This window comes from Rhizobium acidisoli (genome assembly GCF_002531755.2).
Lineage (GTDB): Bacteria > Pseudomonadota > Alphaproteobacteria > Rhizobiales > Rhizobiaceae > Rhizobium > Rhizobium acidisoli.
Genome location: NZ_CP034998.1, coordinates 1,623,273 through 1,642,296 on the forward strand (window position 1 = coordinate 1,623,273; position 19,024 = coordinate 1,642,296).

Sequence of the window (19,024 nt, forward strand, 5' to 3'; positions counted from 1 at the left end):
TCCGTGGCTTTATCAGGCGACACCGCTGCGGGCCGGCTGGCGATCATTGCCGGCGGCGGTCTTCTGCCTTCTTATGTCGCCGAAGCCGCGCGTGCGGCGGGTGAAAATCCCGTCATCGTCGCCCTGAAGGACGAAAGCGACCGGCGCTGGGAAGACTATGACCACGCCGTCATCGGCATCGGCGATTTCGCAGCTCTAGATGGATTGCTCAGCCGTTATGGTGTCGGCCGTGTCGTGATGTCGGGCAGCGTCGCCCGCCGGCCGGAATGGCGCGAGGTGCGTCCGACACTGCGTATTCTGATGAAAGTGCCGGCCGCCATCCGCACACTGCTTTCCGGCGGCGACGACACGGTTCTGCAGATGGTCATCCGGCTGATCGAGGGAAACGGCCGCCGGGTTGTCGGCGCTCATGAAATTGCCCCCGATCTGCTTGCCTCTGTCGGTCCGCTTGGCGCGACAACGCCCAGTGAGGAGGACCGGCGCGATATCCGCCGCGCCGCCGAAGCCGCCGACATGCTCGGCCGGCTTGATGTCGGGCAGGGGGCTATCAGCATCGGCGGGCGTGTCGTCGCGCTGGAGGGTCTTGAGGGCACGGATGAGATGCTGGACCGTGTCGCGGGTCTGAGAGCCGCCGGGCGCATCTCGCCGCGGCGCCGCGGCGCGCTCGTCAAGCTCTGCAAGCCGCAGCAGGATATCCGCGCCGACCTGCCGGCGATCGGCGTTTCCACCATCCTGAACGCTAAAAAAGCCGGTCTCGGCGGCATCGCTGTGGAGGCCGGCCGCTCGCTGGTGCTCGATCGCCCCGCCGTCATCAAGGCCGCCGACGAGGCAGGGCTCTTTGTCTGCGGCATCGATCGCGGGCTGCCGGCATGGGGGCTCGAATGAACGGGCCGCCGCTGAAGATCGCCGTCATTGCCGGCGAGGTATCGGGTGACCTGCTCGGCGCCGATCTCATCGCCGCCCTGAAGCGGGTCCACACCGGACCGTTGGAACTTGTCGGCGTCGGCGGCGAGGGGCTGCAGGCCGAGGGCTTGCGATCCCTGTTCGATTTCTCCGAGCTGTCGATCATGGGCATTACCCAGGTGCTGAGCCGGCTTCCAAAACTGTATAGCCTGATCCGCCGGACCACCGCTGCCATCGTCGCTGCAAGGCCTGACATCCTCCTCATTATCGACAGCCCAGATTTCACCCATCGCGTCGCAAAGCGCGTCCGCACCGCGCTGCCCGATCTGCCTGTCGTCAATTACGTCTGTCCGAGCGTCTGGGCCTGGAAGGAATATCGCGCCACGCGCATGCTCGACTATGTCGATCATGTGCTCGCCGTCCTGCCTTTCGAGCCGGCGGCGATGCAGCGCCTTGGCGGACCGGCGACCACCTATGTCGGCCATCGCCTGACCGCCGACCTCGCGCTCTTGGAGACCCGGCGCCGGCGCGCCGGCAGGCAGCCCGGCAACGGCCCAATCCTGCTTCTGCCCGGCTCACGCTCCTCCGAAATCCAGAAGCTTCTGCCGCATTTCGAGGTGGCGGCAAGCGAACTTGTCGCCCGCAATGGGGCGACGCGCTTTGTTCTGCCGACGGTGACGCACAGGCAAGCGCTCGTCCGCCAACTGACGGCGGGATGGGCGGTCAAGCCGGAGATCGTTGTCGGCGCTGAAGCTAAATGGAAGGCCTTCGCTGAAGCCGATGCGGCGATGGCTGCATCCGGAACCGTCATTCTTGAACTGGCGCTTGCCGATGTTCCTGTCGTTTCCGCCTACAAAGTCGACTGGATCATGCGTCTGCTGACGTCAAGCATCAAGACTTGGACTGGCGCACTGCCGAACCTTATCGCCGATTACGCTCTCGTGCCGGAATATCTGAACGACGTCGTTCGCGGCGCAAGCCTCGCCCGCTGGATGGAAAGGCTGTCGGCCGACACCTACCAGCTCAAGGCGATGAAGGAAGGCTATGATCTCATCTGGCAGCGCATGCAGACGGAAAAACCGCCTGGCGAACATGCCGCCGAAATCCTGCTCGAGGTGCTGAACAAGAAAAAACCCGGTCGTCTCTGACCGGGTTTTCTTCTTCTCTAGCCGATATATTGGCCGAAGCGATCAGCGCTTCGAAACCGGGATGTAGTCGCGCTTCGGTTCGCCGATATAGAGCTGGCGCGGACGGCCGATGCGCTGCTCCGGATCCTCGATCATCTCGTTCCACTGGGCGATCCAGCCGACGGTGCGGGCAAGCGCGAACAGCACGGTGAACATGGTCGTGGGGAAGCCCAGCGCCTTCAGCGTGATGCCGGAATAGAAATCGATGTTCGGATAGAGCTTCTTTTCGATGAAATATTCGTCGGTGAGCGCGATGCGCTCCAGCTCCATCGCCACTTCGAGCAACGGATCGTCCTTGATGCCGAGCTCGCCGAGCACTTCATGCGTCGTCTTCTGCATGATCTTGGCGCGCGGATCGTAGTTCTTGTAGACGCGGTGACCGAAGCCCATCAGGCGGAACGGATCGTTCTTGTCCTTGGCGCGGGCGATATATTCCGGAATGTGATCGACGGAGCCGATCTCATGCAGCATGTTGAGCGCTGCTTCGTTGGCGCCGCCATGGGCGGGGCCCCAGAGGCAGGCGATGCCGGCTGCGATGCAGGCAAACGGGTTGGCGCCCGACGAACCGGCGAGACGGACGGTCGAGGTCGAGGCGTTCTGCTCGTGATCGGCATGCAGGATGAAGATGCGGTCCATGGCCCGGGCAAGCACCGGATTGACCACATATTCTTCGCAAGGCACGGCAAAGCACATGCGCAGGAAGTTCGAGGCGTAGTCGAGATCGTTCTTCGGATAAACGAAGGGCTGGCCGATATGGTACTTGTAAGCCATGGCGGCAAGCGTCGGCATCTTGGCGATCATACGCAGGCTGGCGACCATGCGCTGGTGCGGATCGGTGATGTCGGTGGAGTCGTGATAGAAAGCCGACAGCGCGCCGACGCAGCCGCACATGACGGCCATCGGATGCGCATCGCGGCGGAAACCGGTGAAGAAGCGGCTCATCTGCTCGTGCACCATGGTGTGGTGCGTGACGCGATAATCGAAATCCTTCTTCTGTGCGGTGGTCGGCAGTTCACCGTAGAGCAGCAGGTAGCAGACTTCGAGGAAGTCGCCATGCTCGGCCAGCTGCTCGATCGGATAGCCGCGGTGCAGCAGCACACCTTCGTCGCCGTCGATATAGGTAATTTTCGATTCACAGGATGCGGTCGAGGTGAAACCCGGATCGTAGGTGAAGGAAGCCGTGTTCTTGTAGAGGGCACCGATATCGATGACGCTCGGGCCGATCGTGCCGCTCTTGACGGCTAGGTCGACAGATTTGTCACCGATTTTTATTGTAGCGCTTTGATCCGTCATGCTGATCCTCCGAAATGGCGGTGGCGCCATAAAAGCGCCATAGGGGTTAAGCGTCCTCACCGATAGCTATATGATCGCGAAGCTAATGCCAAGTTACCGCGACGGCATTTTGTGCATTGCGGTATCACCTTTTAGGCACTGCAGCGATGAGCCGCGCGCATAGCGGAAGCCAATGATTCGACTGCTCTTTTGGCGGTGGCGATTTTCCCTCATATTTCAATCGATTATTCTTGCTCGTTTTGATTGAAGGTTGCATTCTGGCCGCAGGTGCGGGCGATGTTGGGCGGGGCATGGAGGAATTGACGACAGTCGAATTGCGGCCGGAAGCGGGCGCCGGCCTGGCCGATTCCCAGGGTTTTTCCGCGCCCGCGGTGGTGAATCGGCCGGCAAGGACGCAGTCCGCGACGCCGTTGCGCCACCGGCTGCCGGCCGCGGCCTCGCAATCGCTGCGTGCCGGAATCCGCATGCTGGGCGAGGAGACCGACCATGGCCGACTGCTGCTGTTCTCGCCGGTCTTCCTCGGCGCCGGGGCGGCCTTCTGGTTTCTGGCGCCGTCGGATTTTCCCCTCATCGCATCGCTGCTCTGCCTGGCGACGCCGGCGGTCGTGGTTCTCGTCGCCGGCCCCAGCCGGCCGGTGTTGCGGGCCAGCTTCATGGCGCTGGCGCTTTTCGCCTGCGGCATGCTCTCGGCCCAATTCGAGAGCTGGCGGGCTTCGACCGTGATGCTCGATTCATCCGTGACGACGACGGTGACCGGCCGTGTCGAACGGCGGGAAGGTGATGGCCGTGGGCGCTGGCGCTACATCCTTTCCGTCACCGGGACGGAGAAGCCGGAGCTGAAGCGGTGGCCGGGACGCATCACCGCGATCGTCCGCGGCGCCGATACACCTTTCGAGATCGGCGACATCATCACCGGCAGGGCGCGGCTGACGCCGCCGGCGGGCCCAGCGCTGCCCGAGCTCAACGATTTCTCCTTCAGTGCCTACTTCGACGGCATCGGCGCAAACGGCTTCTTCTATGGCGCGCCGGAGAAAGCCGATCTGCAGGCAGGCCCGTAGCCGGCAAGATCGACATCGGAAGCAATGCTCGAATGGCTTTACCAACTGCGCAGCCGCATCGGCGACCGCATTCGGTCGATCCTGCCCGGCGATACCGGCGCTTTTGCCGCTGCACTGGTGACCGACGAGCGGCGCGCCATCTCGAATGCGACGACGGAAGCGCTGCGCCAGTCCGGTCTTGCTCATATTGTTGCGATCTCCGGCCTCAACATGGCGCTGTCGGCCGGCATCTTCTTCGTCGGCTTCCGGATGCTGCTCAGCCTCTTTCCGGGCGTTGCCCAGGCTTATCCGACCAAGAAGATCGCCGCAGCAGGCGCGCTCATCGCCGTCACCGCTTACTACCTGATCTCCGGCTTCGGGGTCTCGGCTGAACGCGCCTTTATCATGATGGCCATCATGCTGATCGCCGTCTTCTTCGATCGGCCGTCGATCAGCCTGCGCAATGTCGTTCTCTCGGCCCTTGTCATCATTGCCATTTCGCCCTCCGAAGTCCTGGGTCCGAGCTTCCAGATGTCCTTTGCCGCGACATTGGCATTGGTATCGGGTTATCAGCTGTGGAAAGACCGGCGCATCCGCGAAAACGCCTGGCTGAAGTTGCCGGTCTTCCGGCCGGTCGTTGCGGTCGCCGGTTTCTTCGGCGGCGTCTTCCTGACCTCGCTGATCGGCGGCTTCTCCACGGCGCTGTTTTCGATCGAGCATTTTCATCGCCTGACCGCTTACGGCCTGCCGGCAAACCTCGCGACGATGCCGATCATCTCCTTCATCGTCATGCCGGCCGGGCTGCTGGCGATGTTGCTCATGCCGTTCGGTCTGGACGCTCCGCTCTGGAAGGTGGTCGGCTTCGGCCTCGATCTGGTGATCGTAGTCGCCAAGACGGTGTCAGGTTGGGGCGGCGATATCGGCGTCGGCCGCTTGCCCGCCTGGTATTTCGCCGTCGCCGTCGCAGGCTTCCTGCTGCTGACGCTGCTCCGCACCCGGCTGCGCCATGCCGGCACAATGATCCTCGCAGTCTCGACGCTCCTGGTGCTGATTCTGCCGGTTCCGCGGCCGCCGGATCTGGTGATTTCGGAGGACGGCGGTCTGGTCGCGCTCGTCGATACGGCGGCAATGGCTTCCAATCGTGAAAACCCGCCGGATTTCATCTTCGACCAGTGGCAAAGAGCGTTGGTCCTGCCGACGCATCACCCGCCGAGAATGCTGGATGGCCCCGCTATCCCACCGGAGGGAGAAGACCGCCGCGTCAGGCTTTCCCGCGAGCAGCAGAATGAAGCAAGGACAGCAATGCGGGCGGCTGCCGCGGGCGGAGAAACAAACCGCTTTTCCTGCGTCAAGAAGGCCTGGTGCACATCGAGGCTTGGCAATGGCCGTGTGGTAACCATCATCGACAATGCCGCTTATCTCGGTCCGGCCTGCGATTCGGCCGATATCGTCGTGACGCCGGTCCGTCTGCGTTTCAACAGCTGCCGCTCAGGCGCGACGCTCTTCACCGGTGAGACGCTGCGCAGGACCGGTTCCGTCGAGTTGCGTTTCGCGGATGCCGGCCTGGAGGTCGCAACCGCATTCGAAACGCTGTCGCGGCCGTGGATGCGCCAGCGCGCCTATGACTGGCGCAGCAACAGTTTTGTCGAATCTGGTCTGTCCGGTGTCAGTGATAGCGGCGAATGAGGCCGACGAGTTTGCCCTGCACCTTGACGCGGTCCGGCCCGAAGATCCGGGTCTCGTAAGCCGGGTTGGCCGCTTCAAGTGCGATCGAGGCGCCCTTGCGGCGGAAGCGCTTCAGTGTCGCTTCCTCGTCATCGACGAGCGCAACGACGATGTCGCCGGGGCTTGCGGTGCTGCCGTTGCGGATGATCACCGTGTCGCCATCGAAGATGCCGGCGTCGATCATCGAATCGCCTTTGACCTCCAGCGCATAATGTTCACCGGAGCCAAGCATGTCGGCGGGAACAACGATGTCATGGGTGTTGTTCTGGATCGCCGAGATCGGAACGCCGGCAGCGATTCGGCCCATGACCGGCACCGAGACCGAGTTGCCGTTGTCGGCGACGGGTTTTGCAGGCGCGGGGGCAGCAGCCGGCTGGGGCTTGCCAAGGCTGCCCTCGATGACGCTTGGCGAAAAGCCGCGCCGGGGCTGGATGCTGGGGCTATAGGCTTCGGGAAGCTTGATGACCTCGAGCGCCCTGGCGCGGTTCGGTAGGCGGCGAATGAAACCGCGTTCTTCGAGCGCCGTAATCAGGCGATGAATGCCGGATTTCGAGGCCAGATCCAGGGCATCCTTCATCTCGTCGAAAGATGGCGGAACGCCGGATTCCTTCATGCGCTCATGAATGAAAAGGAGAAGCTCCTGTTGTTTGCGCGTGAGCATCGGCGTGTGACCCCTGATTGAAACAAATCCAGAACAGACACTATATGTTCCATATGTGTTCCGCAAGGTGCTAAATTTCCGTAAAACTTGCCGCCAACTCGTTGAGATTTTTATTTTCATTCGCCGGATTGGCACACATGTCTTGCATTGGGGGTGGGGCTGTCGCACATCTCTTGTCGTTTGAGGGAGGGATATGATGAACGAGCGTTCCGCCAAACCGCACCCGCTGGATCATGTCGTGCTGCCCGTCGTCAATATCGATCTGGCCCGCGAACGGCTCGGCAAGCTCGGCTTCACCGTTGCCGCCGATGCCCGCCATCCCTTCGGAACGGAGAATGCCTGCGTCTTCTTTGCCGACAAGACCTATCTGGAGCCGCTTGGTATCGCCAGCGTCGAAGAGAGCGAGGCGTCGGCGCGACACGGCAATGTCTTCACCGCCCGCAACCGCGCCTTCCGCTTCCGTTGCGGCGAGGAGGGGCTTTCGGCGGTGGCGTTTGCCACCAGCGATGCCGGCCGCGATCATCGCAACTACGCCGGCAGCGGATCGAGCGCCGGCGAGATGCTGCAGTTCAGCCGGCCGATGAAAATGCCTGATGGGTCCGAGACCATCGCCGGCTTCAAGCTGGCCTTTGCCGCTGAGCTGCGCGCGCCGGATTTCTTCCTCTTCAGCGTCGAGCGCATCAATCCGCTGCCGTCCGACCGCGGCGCGCTGGAGACGCATGCCAATGGCGTAACAGGCATTGCCGAGATTGCGCTTTGCGCGCCGGAACCCGCCGCATTCGCAGCCTTCGTCGGCCTTGCCGCTGCACAGTCGGCCGTCGAAAAAACCAGTTTCGGCGTCAATATCGCCGCGCCGAACGCGAAAATCAGCCTGATGACGCCGGAAGGGCTGGAGGCTTATTTTGAGATCGCCGTCTCATCCGCCGACCGCGGCCTGCGCGGCCGGGCTATCCTCTTCACTGTCGCCGATCTTGCCGTGACAGAAGCGCATTTGGCTGCTAACGGAGTGACCTACACGCGCAAGAACAATCGCATTCTGGTGAAGCCGGCGCCCGGGCAGGGCACGCTCTTCGCCTTCGAGGAAACACGATGAGCACTGATACGAATTCTGAAGTCAGGATCGGCGAGGGCGCAGGTCAGGTCACCTTCTCCAATACCGGCCGCCTGTCGCTGATTGCCGGCCCGTGCCAGATGGAGAGCCGCGACCACGCTTTCATGGTTGCCGGGACGCTCAAAGAGCTCTGCGCCAAGCTCGGCATCGGCCTCGTCTACAAAAGTTCGTTCGACAAGGCGAACCGCACCTCGCTGTCGGCCGAGCGCGGCATCGGGCTTGAAAAGGGCATGCAGGTCTTTGCCGATCTCAAGAAGGAATTCGGCTTTCCGGTCCTCACCGACGTTCACACCGCCGAGCAATGCGCCGAAGTGGCAAAGGTGGTCGATGTCCTGCAGATTCCGGCCTTCCTCTGCCGTCAGACCGACCTCCTGATCGCCGCCGCCGAGACCGGCCGTGCCGTCAATGTCAAGAAGGGCCAGTTCCTCGCCCCCTGGGACATGAAGAACGTGCTGAAGAAGCTCAACGCCAGCGGCAATCCGAACGTGCTGCTCTGCGAACGCGGCGCCTCCTTCGGCTATAATACGTTGGTTTCCGACATGCGCTCGCTGCCAATCATGGCGTCGATGGGCGCCCCCGTCGTTTTCGATGCGACCCATTCCGTGGCGCAGCCGGGCGGGCAGGGCGATTCCTCCGGGGGGCAGCGGGAATTCGTGGAAACGCTGGCGCGCGCAGCGGTAGCGACCGGTATTGCCGGCGTCTTCGTCGAAACCCACCAGGACCCGGACAATGCACCGTCCGACGGCCCGAACATGGTCTATCTCAAGGACATGCCGCGGCTGCTGGAAAAGCTGCTGGCCTTCGATGCCGTCGCCAAGGGCTGACAGTCAAAAGCCTGACATGTTCGTGCTATAGCGACGATCAGACATGCAGATCGAAGGTGTGCAATGCGCCATTGTAATTTGCACGCCTTCGATTATGACAGGCTTCGAACGATTGATCACCCACCGAGCAGGAAGAACCCATGACTGCAATCACCGATATCATCGCCCGCGAGATTCTCGATAGCCGTGGCAACCCCACCGTCGAAGTCGATGTCTATCTCGAAGACGGCAGCATGGGCCGCGCGGCCGTTCCCTCGGGCGCTTCGACGGGCGCGCATGAGGCGGTCGAGCTGCGCGACGGCGGCAAGCGCTACCTCGGCAAGGGCGTGCAGAAGGCGGTCGATGCGGCCAATACCGAGATCTTCGACGCGATCGGCGGCATCGATGCCGAAAACCAGATCCAGATCGACAACATCATGATCGAGCTCGACGGTACGCCGAACAAGTCGCGCCTCGGCGCCAACGCCATCCTCGGCGTGTCGCTCGCCGTCGCCAAGGCTGCCGCCCAGGCCTCCGGCCTGCCGCTCTACCGCTATGTCGGCGGCGCGTCCGCGTGCCTGCTTCCGGTGCCGATGATGAACATCATCAACGGCGGCGCCCATGCCGACAATCCAATTGATTTCCAGGAATTCATGATCCTGCCGGTCGGCGCCGACACGATCGCCGAAGCCGTGCGGATGGGTTCGGAAGTCTTCCATACGCTGCGCAAGGAACTCGCCGCCCAGGGCCACAACACCAATGTCGGCGACGAAGGTGGTTTTGCTCCGGGCCTGAAGAGCGCGCCAGAAGCCCTCGACTTCATCATGAAGTCGATCGAAAAAGCCGGCTACAAGCCGGGCGACGACATGTGCCTCGGCCTCGATTGCGCCTCGACTGAGTTCTTCAAGGACGGCAAGTATGTTCTCGAAGGTGAAGGCCGCACGCTCGAATCGGGCGCCATGGCCGAATATCTGGCCGAGCTCGCCGCCAAGTACCCGATCATCTCGATCGAAGACGGCATGGCCGAGGACGACTGGGACGGCTGGAAGACGCTGACCGACCTGACCGGCAAGAAGACCCAGCTCGTCGGCGACGATCTTTTCGTCACCAACTCCGCCCGTCTTCGCGACGGCATCCGCATGGGCGTCGCCAACTCGATCCTCGTCAAGGTCAACCAGATCGGCTCGCTGACGGAAACGCTCGACGCGGTCAACACCGCGCACAAGGCAGCCTATACCGCCGTCATGTCACACCGCTCCGGCGAAACGGAAGATTCGACCATCGCCGACCTCGCGGTCGCCACCAACTGCGGCCAGATCAAGACCGGCTCGCTGTCGCGTTCCGACCGTCTCGCCAAGTACAACCAGCTGATCCGTATCGAGGAAGGCCTTGGGCCCCAGGCTCAGTATGCCGGCCGCTCGATCATCCGCGGCTGATCGAATCTGCGTTCAACGACGTAACCCGCGCCTTCCCAGCGCGGGTTTTTTGTTGCCCGTTTTTACGGTCAACGAACGGTTAATCTCTGAGCGTTATGCTGAACGAATTGGTAATGCGTTCAAGAGCATGCGTGTATGTGGACAAAGCATCATAAGAAGAGAAAGATCGGCCGTTTCGTCATTCCGGCCATGACGGTCGCCTTCCTTTCCTACTTCGGTTATCATTGCATTCACGGCGATTACGGACTGCGCGCAACGGAAACGTTCGAGCATCAGCGTGTCGCGCGTGAAAAAGAGCTTGCGATCTTGAAGGCAAAGCGCGAACATCTGGAAAATCAGGTGGCGCTGCTGAGCGATGGCTCGCTCGACAAGGATATGCTGGACGAAAAAGCGCGCTATCAGCTCAATATGTCGCGCGCGGACGAGATCGTCATATTCAACCATTATTCCAATTAACCGGAATTCGGTTAATTGGAATTTTCGTCGTATTTCCAATAATTTAGCGCCGAATACGAGCCATGCAATTATGGCATTGCTGTGGTCTTATTTCTTCCCTATGGTACGCGTCACCGAGAAACGACAAACCCATAGGGAGGGTTGAATGGCGCCGCGAAAGACCGCGACCGTTTCCAGCCGCAAAACTGCAGCAAAACCGGCAGCCAAGGCATCGAATGGAGGCCCGGTAGCCGACTTCGATCGCGATGAGGAGCTCAAAGCCTATCGCGAGATGCTGCTGATCCGCCGCTTCGAGGAGAAGGCCGGCCAGCTTTACGGCATGGGCTTCATCGGCGGCTTTTGCCACCTTTACATCGGTCAGGAGGCTGTCGTCGTCGGCATGCAGATGGCGCAGAAGGAAGGCGACCAGGTCATCACCGCCTATCGCGACCACGGCCACATGCTGGCAACCGGCATGGAAGCGCGCGGCGTCATGGCCGAGTTGACCGGCCGCCGCAGCGGCTATTCCCACGGGAAGGGCGGCTCGATGCACATGTTCTCGAAAGAGAAGCATTTCTACGGCGGCCACGGCATCGTCGGCGCCCAGGTTTCGCTGGGAACCGGTCTTGCCTTTGCCAATCATTACCGCGGCAACGGCAATGTCTCGATCGCCTATTTCGGCGATGGCGCTGCCAACCAAGGCCAGGTCTACGAGAGCTTCAACATGGCGGCTCTCTGGAAACTGCCGATCGTCTATATCGTCGAGAACAACCGTTACGCCATGGGCACTTCCACGGCACGCGCCACCGCGCAGTCGAACTACTCGCTGCGCGGCTCCGGCTTCGGCATCCCGGGCATCCAGGTCGACGGCATGGACGTTCGCGCCGTCAAGGCGGCCGCTGACGAGGCGCTCGAACATTGCCGCTCCGGCAAGGGCCCGATAATTCTCGAAATGCTGACCTATCGTTATCGCGGTCACTCCATGTCGGATCCGGCGAAATATCGCTCGAAGGAAGAAGTGCAGAAGATGCGCTCCGAGCAGGACCCGATCGAGCAGGTCAAGGCGCGCCTCATCGAAAAGGGCTGGGCCTCCGAAGACGATCTGAAGGCGATCGACAAGGATGTCCGCGACATCGTCGCCGACAGCGCCGACTTCGCCCAGGCCGATCCGGAGCCGGATGCATCCGAGCTCTACACCGACATTCTGCTCTAATCGGGGAGGGAACCCATGCCTATCGATATCCTCATGCCCGCCCTCTCTCCGACCATGGAAGAAGGCACGCTGTCCAAATGGCTGAAGCAGGAAGGTGACAAGGTCACTTCTGGCGACGTCATTGCCGAAATCGAAACCGACAAGGCGACGATGGAAGTCGAAGCCGTCGACGAAGGCGTCATCGGCAAGCTGCTCGTCGATGCCGGCACCGAAGGCGTCAAGGTCAACACCAAGATCGCCGTGCTGCTGCAGGATGGCGAATCGGCCGCGGATATCTCCGCCGCCAAGCCGGCTGCTGCTGCCGCACCTCAGGCTGCCCAGGAAGAAAAGCCGACGAATAGCGGCTCGGCTTCCGCACCGCTTCCGGCCGAGCCGAAGGCCGTCGTGCCGAATGACCCGGAAATTCCGGCCGGCACCGAAATGGTGTCGATGACGGTGCGCGAAGCGCTCCGTGACGCCATGGCCGAGGAAATGCGCGCCAGCGAAGATGTCTTCGTCATGGGCGAGGAAGTCGCCGAATATCAGGGCGCCTACAAGGTCACGCAAGGGTTGCTGCAGGAATTCGGCCCCCGCCGCGTCATCGATACGCCGATCACCGAGCACGGCTTTGCCGGCGTCGGCGTCGGCGCCGCCATGGCCGGCCTTCGCCCGATCGTCGAATTCATGACCTTCAACTTCGCCATGCAGGCGATCGACCACATCATCAACTCGGCTGCCAAGACGCTCTATATGTCCGGCGGCCAGATGGGCGCTCCGATCGTCTTCCGCGGCCCGAACGGTGCAGCCGCCCGCGTCGGCGCCCAGCACAGCCAGGATTATGCCGCCTGGTACAGCGCCATCCCCGGCCTGAAGGTCGTCATGCCTTACACGGCAGCCGACGCAAAGGGCCTGTTGAAGGCTGCGATCCGCGATCCGAACCCGGTCATCTTCCTGGAAAACGAAATTCTCTACGGTCAGCATTTCGATGTGCCGAAGCTCGATAATTTCGTCCTGCCGATCGGCAAGGCCCGCATCCATCGTTCTGGCAAGGATGTCACCGTCGTCTCCTTCGGCATCGGCATGACCTATGCGACGAAGGCGGTTGCCGAACTCGAAAAGATCGGCATCGACGTCGAACTGATCGACCTTCGCACCATTCGCCCGATGGATCTCCCGACCGTGATCGAATCGGTGAAGAAGACCGGCCGCCTCGTCACTGTCGAGGAAGGTTATCCGCAATCTTCAGTCGGCACCGAAATCGCCACCCGCGTCATGCAGCAGGCCTTCGACTATCTCGATGCGCCGATCCTGACGATCGCGGGCAAGGACGTGCCGATGCCCTACGCCGCCAATCTCGAAAAACTGGCGCTTCCGAACGTCGGCGAAGTCGTCGATGCGGTGAAGGCTGTTTGCTATAAATAAGGGGAGGGTATCTCGATGCCGATCAATATCACGATGCCCGCCCTCTCTCCGACCATGGAAGAAGGCAATCTTTCCAAATGGCTGGTCAAGGAAGGCGATACGGTCAAGTCTGGCGACGTGATCGCCGAGATCGAGACCGACAAGGCGACGATGGAAGTCGAAGCCGTCGATGAAGGCACAGTCGCCAAGCTCGTCGTTGCCGCCGGCACCGAAGGTGTCAAGGTCAACGCGCTGATCGCCGTTCTCGCCGCCGATGGCGAAGATGTCGCCGCTGCCGCAAGCGGTGCGGGCTCCGCCGCTCCGGCGAAGGCCAAGGCCGCACCCGCACCGAAGGCCGAGGCTGCACCTGCTCCGGCAGCAGCGCCGGCGCCTGCCGCCGCACCTGCGGCGGTTTCATCAAACGGCAACCGCAGCTTCTCTTCGCCGCTTGCTCGCAGGCTCGCCAAGGAAGCTGGTATCGATCTTTCGGCTGTCGCCGGCTCCGGACCGCACGGCCGCGTCATCAAGAGCGACGTCGAAGCCGCCGTTGCCGGTGGTGGCGCCAAACCTGCCGCCGCGCCGGCCGCTGCCGCCCCGCAGGCCGCCGCCGCTCCGGCTCCGGCCGCAGCGCCGAAGGGCGCTTCCGAGGACGCCGTGCTCAAGCTCTTCGAGCCGGGCTCCTACGAGCTCGTGCCGCATGACGGCATGCGCAAGACGATTGCCCGGCGCCTGGTCGAATCCAAGCAGACGATCCCGCATTTCTATGTCAGCGTCGATTGCGAACTCGATGCGCTGATGGCGCTGCGCGCCCAGCTGAACGACGCCGCCCCCCGCAAGGACAATGCTCCGGCCTACAAGCTCTCGGTCAACGACATGGTCATCAAGGCCATGGCGCTGGCGCTGCGCGACGTGCCGGATGCCAACGTCTCCTGGACCGACACCAACATGGTCAAGCACAAGCATGCCGATGTCGGCGTCGCCGTCTCGATCCCCGGCGGCCTGATCACCCCGATCATCCGCAAGGCCGAGCAGAAAACGCTGTCCGTCATCTCCAACGAGATGCGCGATCTCGGCAAGCGGGCCAAGGACCGCAAGCTGAAGCCCGAGGAATATCAGGGCGGCACCAGCTCGGTCTCCAACATGGGCATGATGGGCGTCAAGAACTTCGCCGCCGTCGTCAACCCGCCGCATGCGACGATCCTCGCGGTCGGCGCCGGCGAACAGCGGGTCGTCGTCAAGAACGGCGAAATGGCGATCGCCACTGTGATGTCGGTCACGCTGTCGACCGACCATCGCTGCGTCGACGGCGCGCTCGGCGCCGAGCTGCTCCAGGCCTTCAAGGGCTACATCGAGAACCCGATGGGCATGCTTGTCTGATAGCTGGGCGGAGGCGGAAATGACCAAGACCGTTCTTTGCTATGGCGACTCGCTGACCTGGGGTTATGACGCCGACACGATCGGCCGTCATGAGTACAAAAACCGCTGGCCGAGCGTGCTTCAGGCAGCGCTCGGCAGCGAGGCGCGCGTCATCGCCGAAGGGCTGAACGGTCGCACCACCGCATTCGACGACCACCTCGCCGATTGCGACCGCAACGGTGCGCGCGTCCTGCCGACGATCCTGCAGACGCATGCGCCGCTCGATCTCGTCATTCTCCTGCTCGGCACCAATGACATGAAGCCGGTCGTGGCCGGTTCGGCCTTTGCCGCCTGCCAGGGCATCAGCCGGCTGGTGCGGCTGATCCGCAATCATGCCTGGCCCTTCGAATTCGATGGGCCGGAGATCCTGATCGTGGCGCCGCCGGCGATCTGCGCGACGGGCAATGTGCCCTTCGCCGCGTCCTTTCCCGGCGGCATCGACGAATCGGCAAAGCTTGCAACGCTTTATCGTGATCTTGCCGACGAACTCGGCTGCGGTTTCTTCGACGGCAATTCCGTCTCCAGAACCACGCCGATCGATGGCATCCATCTCGATGCGGAGAATACGCGGGCGCTCGGGCGCGGGCTGGAATCGATCGTGCGGATGATGCTGGGGATCTGACGATGACCGCCTTCATCGCGCTGCGGCAGGCCTCACGGCGGGATGCCTCGGAGCTGGCGATCCTGGCGGATATCGCATCGCACGGTTTTGCCTCCTGGCTCTGGTGCGCCGATGTAGCGAATGGCGTCAGCGACACGCCGCTGGAGCGGGGCCGGCTGAAGATGAGTGAAGAGGAAGCTGTCGGCGGCTGGCGGGATTCCGTCATCGCCGAGGCCTACGGCGAGGTCGCCGGTGTGGCGATCGGCCATGCGCTGGAGGACGGCATAGGTGATATCGAGGCGACGATCCCGGCGACCGAGCCGATGCTCGCCTTGCAGAAAACGGTTGTGGGAAGCTGGTTCATTGGCAGTCTCGGCGTCTATCGCCACCTGCGCGGCATCGGCATCGGACGCAGGCTGCTGGAGGATCAGATCGACAGGGCCGATCGCCGACCCGTCAGCCTGATTACCGCAAGTGATAACGAAGCGGCTTTGTCGCTTTATGGAAGAAACGGATTCCTGGAGGCTGCGCGCGCCGATGCCGTGCCGCTCTTCGAAAACAGCAAGAGCCACGCGTGGGTGCTCATGACCCGCAGCGCAGCATAACAAGGGCAGGAAACACATGGCTGAATCCTACGACGTCATCATCATCGGCTCCGGTCCCGGCGGCTATGTCGCCGCCATCCGCGCCGCTCAGCTCGGGCTCAAGACCGCGATCGTCGAGCGCGAGCATATGGGCGGGATCTGCCTGAACTGGGGCTGCATACCCACCAAGGCGCTGCTGCGCTCGGCCGAGGTGCTCGATCACGCCAACCACTTTAAGGATTTCGGCCTCGTTCTCGAAGGCACGGTCAAGCCGGATGCCAAGGCCGTCGTCGGCCGCTCGCGCGCCGTTTCCGCCCGTCTGAACGCCGGCGTCGGCTTCCTGATGAAGAAGAACAAGATCGACATCATCTGGGGCGAGGGAAAACTTACCAAGCCCGGCGAGATCGTCGTCGGCAAGTCGTCGAAGCCCGTGGTCGAGCCGCAGCACCCGCTGCCGAAGAACGTCAAGGGCGAGGGCATCTACACCGCCAAGCACATCATCATCGCCACCGGCGCCCGCCCGCGCGCGCTGCCCGGCATCGAGCCCGACGGCAAGCTGATCTGGACCTATTTCGAAGCGTTGAAGCCGGATGCGCTGCCGAAGTCGCTGATCGTCATGGGCTCGGGCGCGATCGGCATCGAATTCGCCAGCTTCTATCGCTCGATGGGCGTCGATGTGACGGTTGTCGAAGTCATGCCGACCATCATGCCGGTCGAAGATGCCGAAATCACCGCCATCGCCCGCAAGCAGCTTGAAAAGCGCGGCCTCAAGATCTTCACCAGCGCCAAGGTGACGAAGGTCGAGAAGGGCGCGGGCAGCATCACCGCCCATGTCGAGACTTCAGACGGCAAGGTGCAGCAGATCACCGCCGACCGGATGATTTCGGCCGTCGGCGTTCAGGGTAATATCGAAAATCTCGGCCTCGAGGCGCTTGGCATCAAGACCGATCGCGGCTGCGTCGTCGCCGACGGTTACGGCAAGACCAATGTCGCCGGCATATATGCGATCGGCGACGTTGCCGGCCCGCCGATGCTGGCGCACAAGGCCGAGCATGAAGGCGTCGTTTGCATCGAGAAGATCGCCGGTCTGCCGCATGTTCATCCGACCGACAAGGGCAAGGTTCCCGGCTGCACCTATTGCAATCCGCAGGTGGCCTCCGTCGGCCTCACCGAAGCCAAGGCCAAGGAACTGGGCCGCGACATCCGCGTCGGCCGCTTCTCCTTCGCGGCAAACGGCAAGGCGATCGCGCTCGGCGAAGACCAGGGCATGGTGAAGGTGATCTTCGACAAGAAGACCGGCGAACTGCTCGGCGCCCACATGGTCGGCGCCGAAGTCACCGAGCTCATCCAGGGCTTCGTCGTCGCGATGAACCTGGAAACAACAGAGGAAGAACTGATGCACACCATCTTCCCGCACCCGACCGTTTCCGAAACGATGAAGGAAGCGGTGCTCGATGCCTATGGCCGCGTGCTGAACGCTTGATAATTTCCACGGCTGCCCTCTATCCCAGGGCGGCAAGCCGTCCCGCAGAGGCGGCGAAGCCATCCTCCGGGATGGCCTAGGCCATCCCCGGGGCTGGAAAAAACGAAAGGAAATCATCATGTCTATGGAGACGCAGGCGTTGCTGGTGTTTTTGCTGATCGGCCTGGTTGCAGGCTTCCTCGCAAGTCTGGTCGTCGGCGGCGGCGGCTTGATCAGATGCCTGCTGAGCGGCATCATCGGCGCCTTCGTCGGCGGTTATCTGTTCAGCGCGCTCGGCATTTCGCTGGGCATTGAAAACGCGCTGGTCGTGCAGATCATCCACGCTACCGTCGGCGCCATCATCGTGGTGCTGATCGCCAGAGCGGTCGCTTAAGGGGTAGGGCAGGCATGGAAGGCGTGGGCTGGATTTCGGCAATCATCATCGGCGGGCTTGCAGGCTGGCTCGCCGGCAAGCTGATGGAGGCGCGGTACGGGATTTTCCTGAACATCGTGCTCGGCATTGTCGGTTCGGTCGTCGCCACCGCCATCCTCGCTCAGTTCCATGTCCAGCTCGCCGGCGGACGGCTCGGTTATTTCGTGACGGGTTTCCTCGGCGCCTGCCTGCTGATATTCCTTGCACGGCTGGTGCGGCGCTAGATCCAAGAGATGATGCCGCTTTAAGGGCGGCGGAAGGCTGATACTGCAATGGTGACCATTCTCGATACGATCAATCCCGACGCCAAGCGCGTGCGTCATCCCGAGAAGGCGCATAGGCCCGATACCGAGGTCATGCGCAAGCCGGACTGGATCCGCGTCAAGGCGCCGACCTCCAAAGGTTACGCCGAGACGCGCGCGATCGTGAAGGAGCACAAGCTCGTCACCGTCTGCGAGGAGGCCGGCTGCCCGAATATCGGCGAGTGCTGGGACAAGAAGCACGCCACCTTCATGATCATGGGCGAGATCTGTACGCGCGCCTGCGCCTTCTGCAACGTTGCCACCGGCAAGCCGAACGCGCTCGATATGGCCGAGCCGGAGAACGTCGCCAAGGCGGTCAAGGAGATGGGCCTATCCCACGTCGTCATCACCTCGGTCGACCGCGACGACCTGGAGGACGGCGGTGCCGAACACTTCGAAAAGGTGATCTGGGCGATCCGCGCGGCTTCGCCGGCAACGACGATCGAAATCCTGACGCCGGACTTTCTGAAGAAGCCGGGCGCGCTGGAGCGCGTCGTCGCCGCCAAGCCCGACGTTTTCAACCACAACATGGAAACGGTCGCCGGCAACTATCTGACGGTTCGCCCCGGCGCCCGTTATTTCCATTCCATCCGGCTGCTGCAGCGGGTGAAGGAACTCGATCCGACCATGTTCACCAAATCGGGCATCATGGTCGGCCTCGGCGAGGAGCGCAACGAGGTGCTGCAGCTGATGGACGACCTGCGCACCGCCGATGTCGATTTCCTGACGATCGGCCAATACCTGCAGCCGACCCGCAAGCACCACAAGGTCGAAAGCTTCGTCACCCCGGACGAGTTCAAGTCCTACGAGACGGTCGCCTATAGCAAGGGCTTCCTGATGGTCGCCTCCAGCCCGCTGACCCGCTCCTCCCATCATGCCGGCGATGACTTCGCCCGGTTGCGGGCGGCGCGGGAGAAGAAGCTGCTGATGGCGGCTGAGTAAGGTTCGGGTGCCGCGATAGGAGAATATCTCCGCCCTCGAGATCGCCGCCTGCCCCTCATCCGCCTGCCGGCACCTTCTCCCCGCTTGCGGGGCGAAGGGG

17 protein-coding genes and 1 pseudogene are annotated in these 19,024 nt (G+C 62.5%); 16 read left to right on the forward strand and 2 right to left on the reverse strand.

The genetic code is table 11. The features are described 5' to 3' along the window. The first annotated feature begins 3 nt into the window (after positions 1 to 3). Both CO657_RS08125 and lpxB read left to right on the forward strand, forming a co-directional pair. Positions 4 to 885, forward strand: a complete 882-nt coding sequence (locus CO657_RS08125; protein WP_012557555.1) for an LpxI family protein — start codon at positions 4 to 6, stop codon at positions 883 to 885. Beyond that, positions 882 to 2,051 carry a lipid-A-disaccharide synthase gene (lpxB, locus tag CO657_RS08130; protein WP_054183191.1) on the forward strand — a complete coding sequence of 390 codons (1,170 nt, stop codon included), beginning with the start codon at positions 882 to 884 and terminating at the stop codon, positions 2,049 to 2,051. Before CO657_RS08125 ends, lpxB begins: the two co-directional genes overlap by 4 nt. 42 nt (positions 2,052 to 2,093) lie before the next feature. Here the strand turns inward: lpxB and gltA are convergent, their stop codons facing one another. Continuing rightward, the gene (gltA, locus tag CO657_RS08135; protein ID WP_003586663.1) at positions 2,094 to 3,383 is read right to left on the reverse strand and encodes a citrate synthase; all 1,290 of its coding nucleotides are present in this window, start codon (positions 3,381 to 3,383) and stop codon (positions 2,094 to 2,096) included. Between the two features lie 290 nt (positions 3,384 to 3,673). Between gltA and CO657_RS08140 the strand changes: the two are divergent. Next, positions 3,674 to 6,106: pseudogene (locus CO657_RS08140) on the forward strand (ComEC/Rec2 family competence protein). Here CO657_RS08140 and lexA read toward each other — a convergent pair. Then, positions 6,087 to 6,806 (reverse strand): transcriptional repressor LexA, encoded by a 720-nt coding sequence (gene lexA / locus CO657_RS08145; protein ID WP_003579060.1) that lies wholly within the window; start codon positions 6,804 to 6,806, stop codon positions 6,087 to 6,089. The pseudogene CO657_RS08140 and the gene lexA sit on opposite strands and share 20 nt — an antisense overlap. A gap of 196 nt (positions 6,807 to 7,002) precedes the next feature. On the opposite strand from lexA, the gene CO657_RS08150 reads away from it, so the two are divergent. The 13 genes from CO657_RS08150 to lipA all read left to right on the forward strand — a co-directional run bounded on the left by CO657_RS08150 (position 7,003) and on the right by lipA (position 18,924). Further along, a complete protein-coding gene (locus tag CO657_RS08150) occupies positions 7,003 to 7,899 on the forward strand; it encodes a VOC family protein (protein WP_054183190.1) in 897 nt (298 codons plus the stop codon). Next, positions 7,896 to 8,741, forward strand: coding sequence for a 3-deoxy-8-phosphooctulonate synthase (gene kdsA, locus CO657_RS08155; protein ID WP_003579065.1), 846 nt, complete (start codon positions 7,896 to 7,898; stop codon positions 8,739 to 8,741). The genes CO657_RS08150 and kdsA overlap by 4 nt, the downstream gene beginning before the upstream one ends. Positions 8,742 to 8,881: 140 nt before the next feature. Beyond that, positions 8,882 to 10,156, forward strand: coding sequence for a phosphopyruvate hydratase (eno, locus tag CO657_RS08160; RefSeq protein WP_003586659.1), 1,275 nt, complete (start codon positions 8,882 to 8,884; stop codon positions 10,154 to 10,156). 135 nt (positions 10,157 to 10,291) lie between these two features. Next, on the forward strand, positions 10,292 to 10,612 hold the full coding sequence (locus tag CO657_RS08165; RefSeq protein WP_003586657.1) for an FtsB family cell division protein: 321 nt from the start codon (positions 10,292 to 10,294) through the stop codon (positions 10,610 to 10,612). A 145-nt stretch (positions 10,613 to 10,757) separates the two neighbouring features. Beyond that, on the forward strand, positions 10,758 to 11,804 hold the full coding sequence (gene pdhA, locus CO657_RS08170) for a pyruvate dehydrogenase (acetyl-transferring) E1 component subunit alpha (protein ID WP_003579069.1): 1,047 nt from the start codon (positions 10,758 to 10,760) through the stop codon (positions 11,802 to 11,804). 15 nt (positions 11,805 to 11,819) lie between these two features. Then, positions 11,820 to 13,205 carry a pyruvate dehydrogenase complex E1 component subunit beta gene (locus tag CO657_RS08175; protein WP_012557562.1) on the forward strand — a complete coding sequence of 462 codons (1,386 nt, stop codon included), beginning with the start codon at positions 11,820 to 11,822 and terminating at the stop codon, positions 13,203 to 13,205. 15 nt (positions 13,206 to 13,220) lie between these two features. After that, a complete protein-coding gene (locus CO657_RS08180; RefSeq protein WP_054183189.1) occupies positions 13,221 to 14,561 on the forward strand; it encodes a pyruvate dehydrogenase complex dihydrolipoamide acetyltransferase in 1,341 nt (446 codons plus the stop codon). 19 nt (positions 14,562 to 14,580) lie between these two features. Further along, positions 14,581 to 15,222, forward strand: coding sequence for an SGNH/GDSL hydrolase family protein (locus CO657_RS08185; RefSeq protein WP_054183188.1), 642 nt, complete (start codon positions 14,581 to 14,583; stop codon positions 15,220 to 15,222). Between the two features lie 2 nt (positions 15,223 to 15,224). Then, complete coding sequence (locus CO657_RS08190; protein ID WP_054183187.1) at positions 15,225 to 15,806, forward strand: GNAT family N-acetyltransferase; 582 nt, start codon at positions 15,225 to 15,227, stop codon at positions 15,804 to 15,806. 16 nt (positions 15,807 to 15,822) lie between these two features. Beyond that, on the forward strand, positions 15,823 to 17,268 hold the full coding sequence (gene lpdA / locus CO657_RS08195) for a dihydrolipoyl dehydrogenase (protein ID WP_054183186.1): 1,446 nt from the start codon (positions 15,823 to 15,825) through the stop codon (positions 17,266 to 17,268). Between the two features lie 118 nt (positions 17,269 to 17,386). Continuing rightward, the gene (locus CO657_RS08200; protein ID WP_003539329.1) at positions 17,387 to 17,641 is read left to right on the forward strand and encodes a GlsB/YeaQ/YmgE family stress response membrane protein; all 255 of its coding nucleotides are present in this window, start codon (positions 17,387 to 17,389) and stop codon (positions 17,639 to 17,641) included. Between the two features lie 14 nt (positions 17,642 to 17,655). Beyond that, a complete protein-coding gene (locus CO657_RS08205) occupies positions 17,656 to 17,904 on the forward strand; it encodes a GlsB/YeaQ/YmgE family stress response membrane protein (RefSeq protein WP_012483689.1) in 249 nt (82 codons plus the stop codon). 48 nt (positions 17,905 to 17,952) lie between these two features. Further along, positions 17,953 to 18,924, forward strand: coding sequence for a lipoyl synthase (lipA, locus tag CO657_RS08210; RefSeq protein WP_054183185.1), 972 nt, complete (start codon positions 17,953 to 17,955; stop codon positions 18,922 to 18,924). Positions 18,925 to 19,024 lie beyond the last annotated feature (100 nt).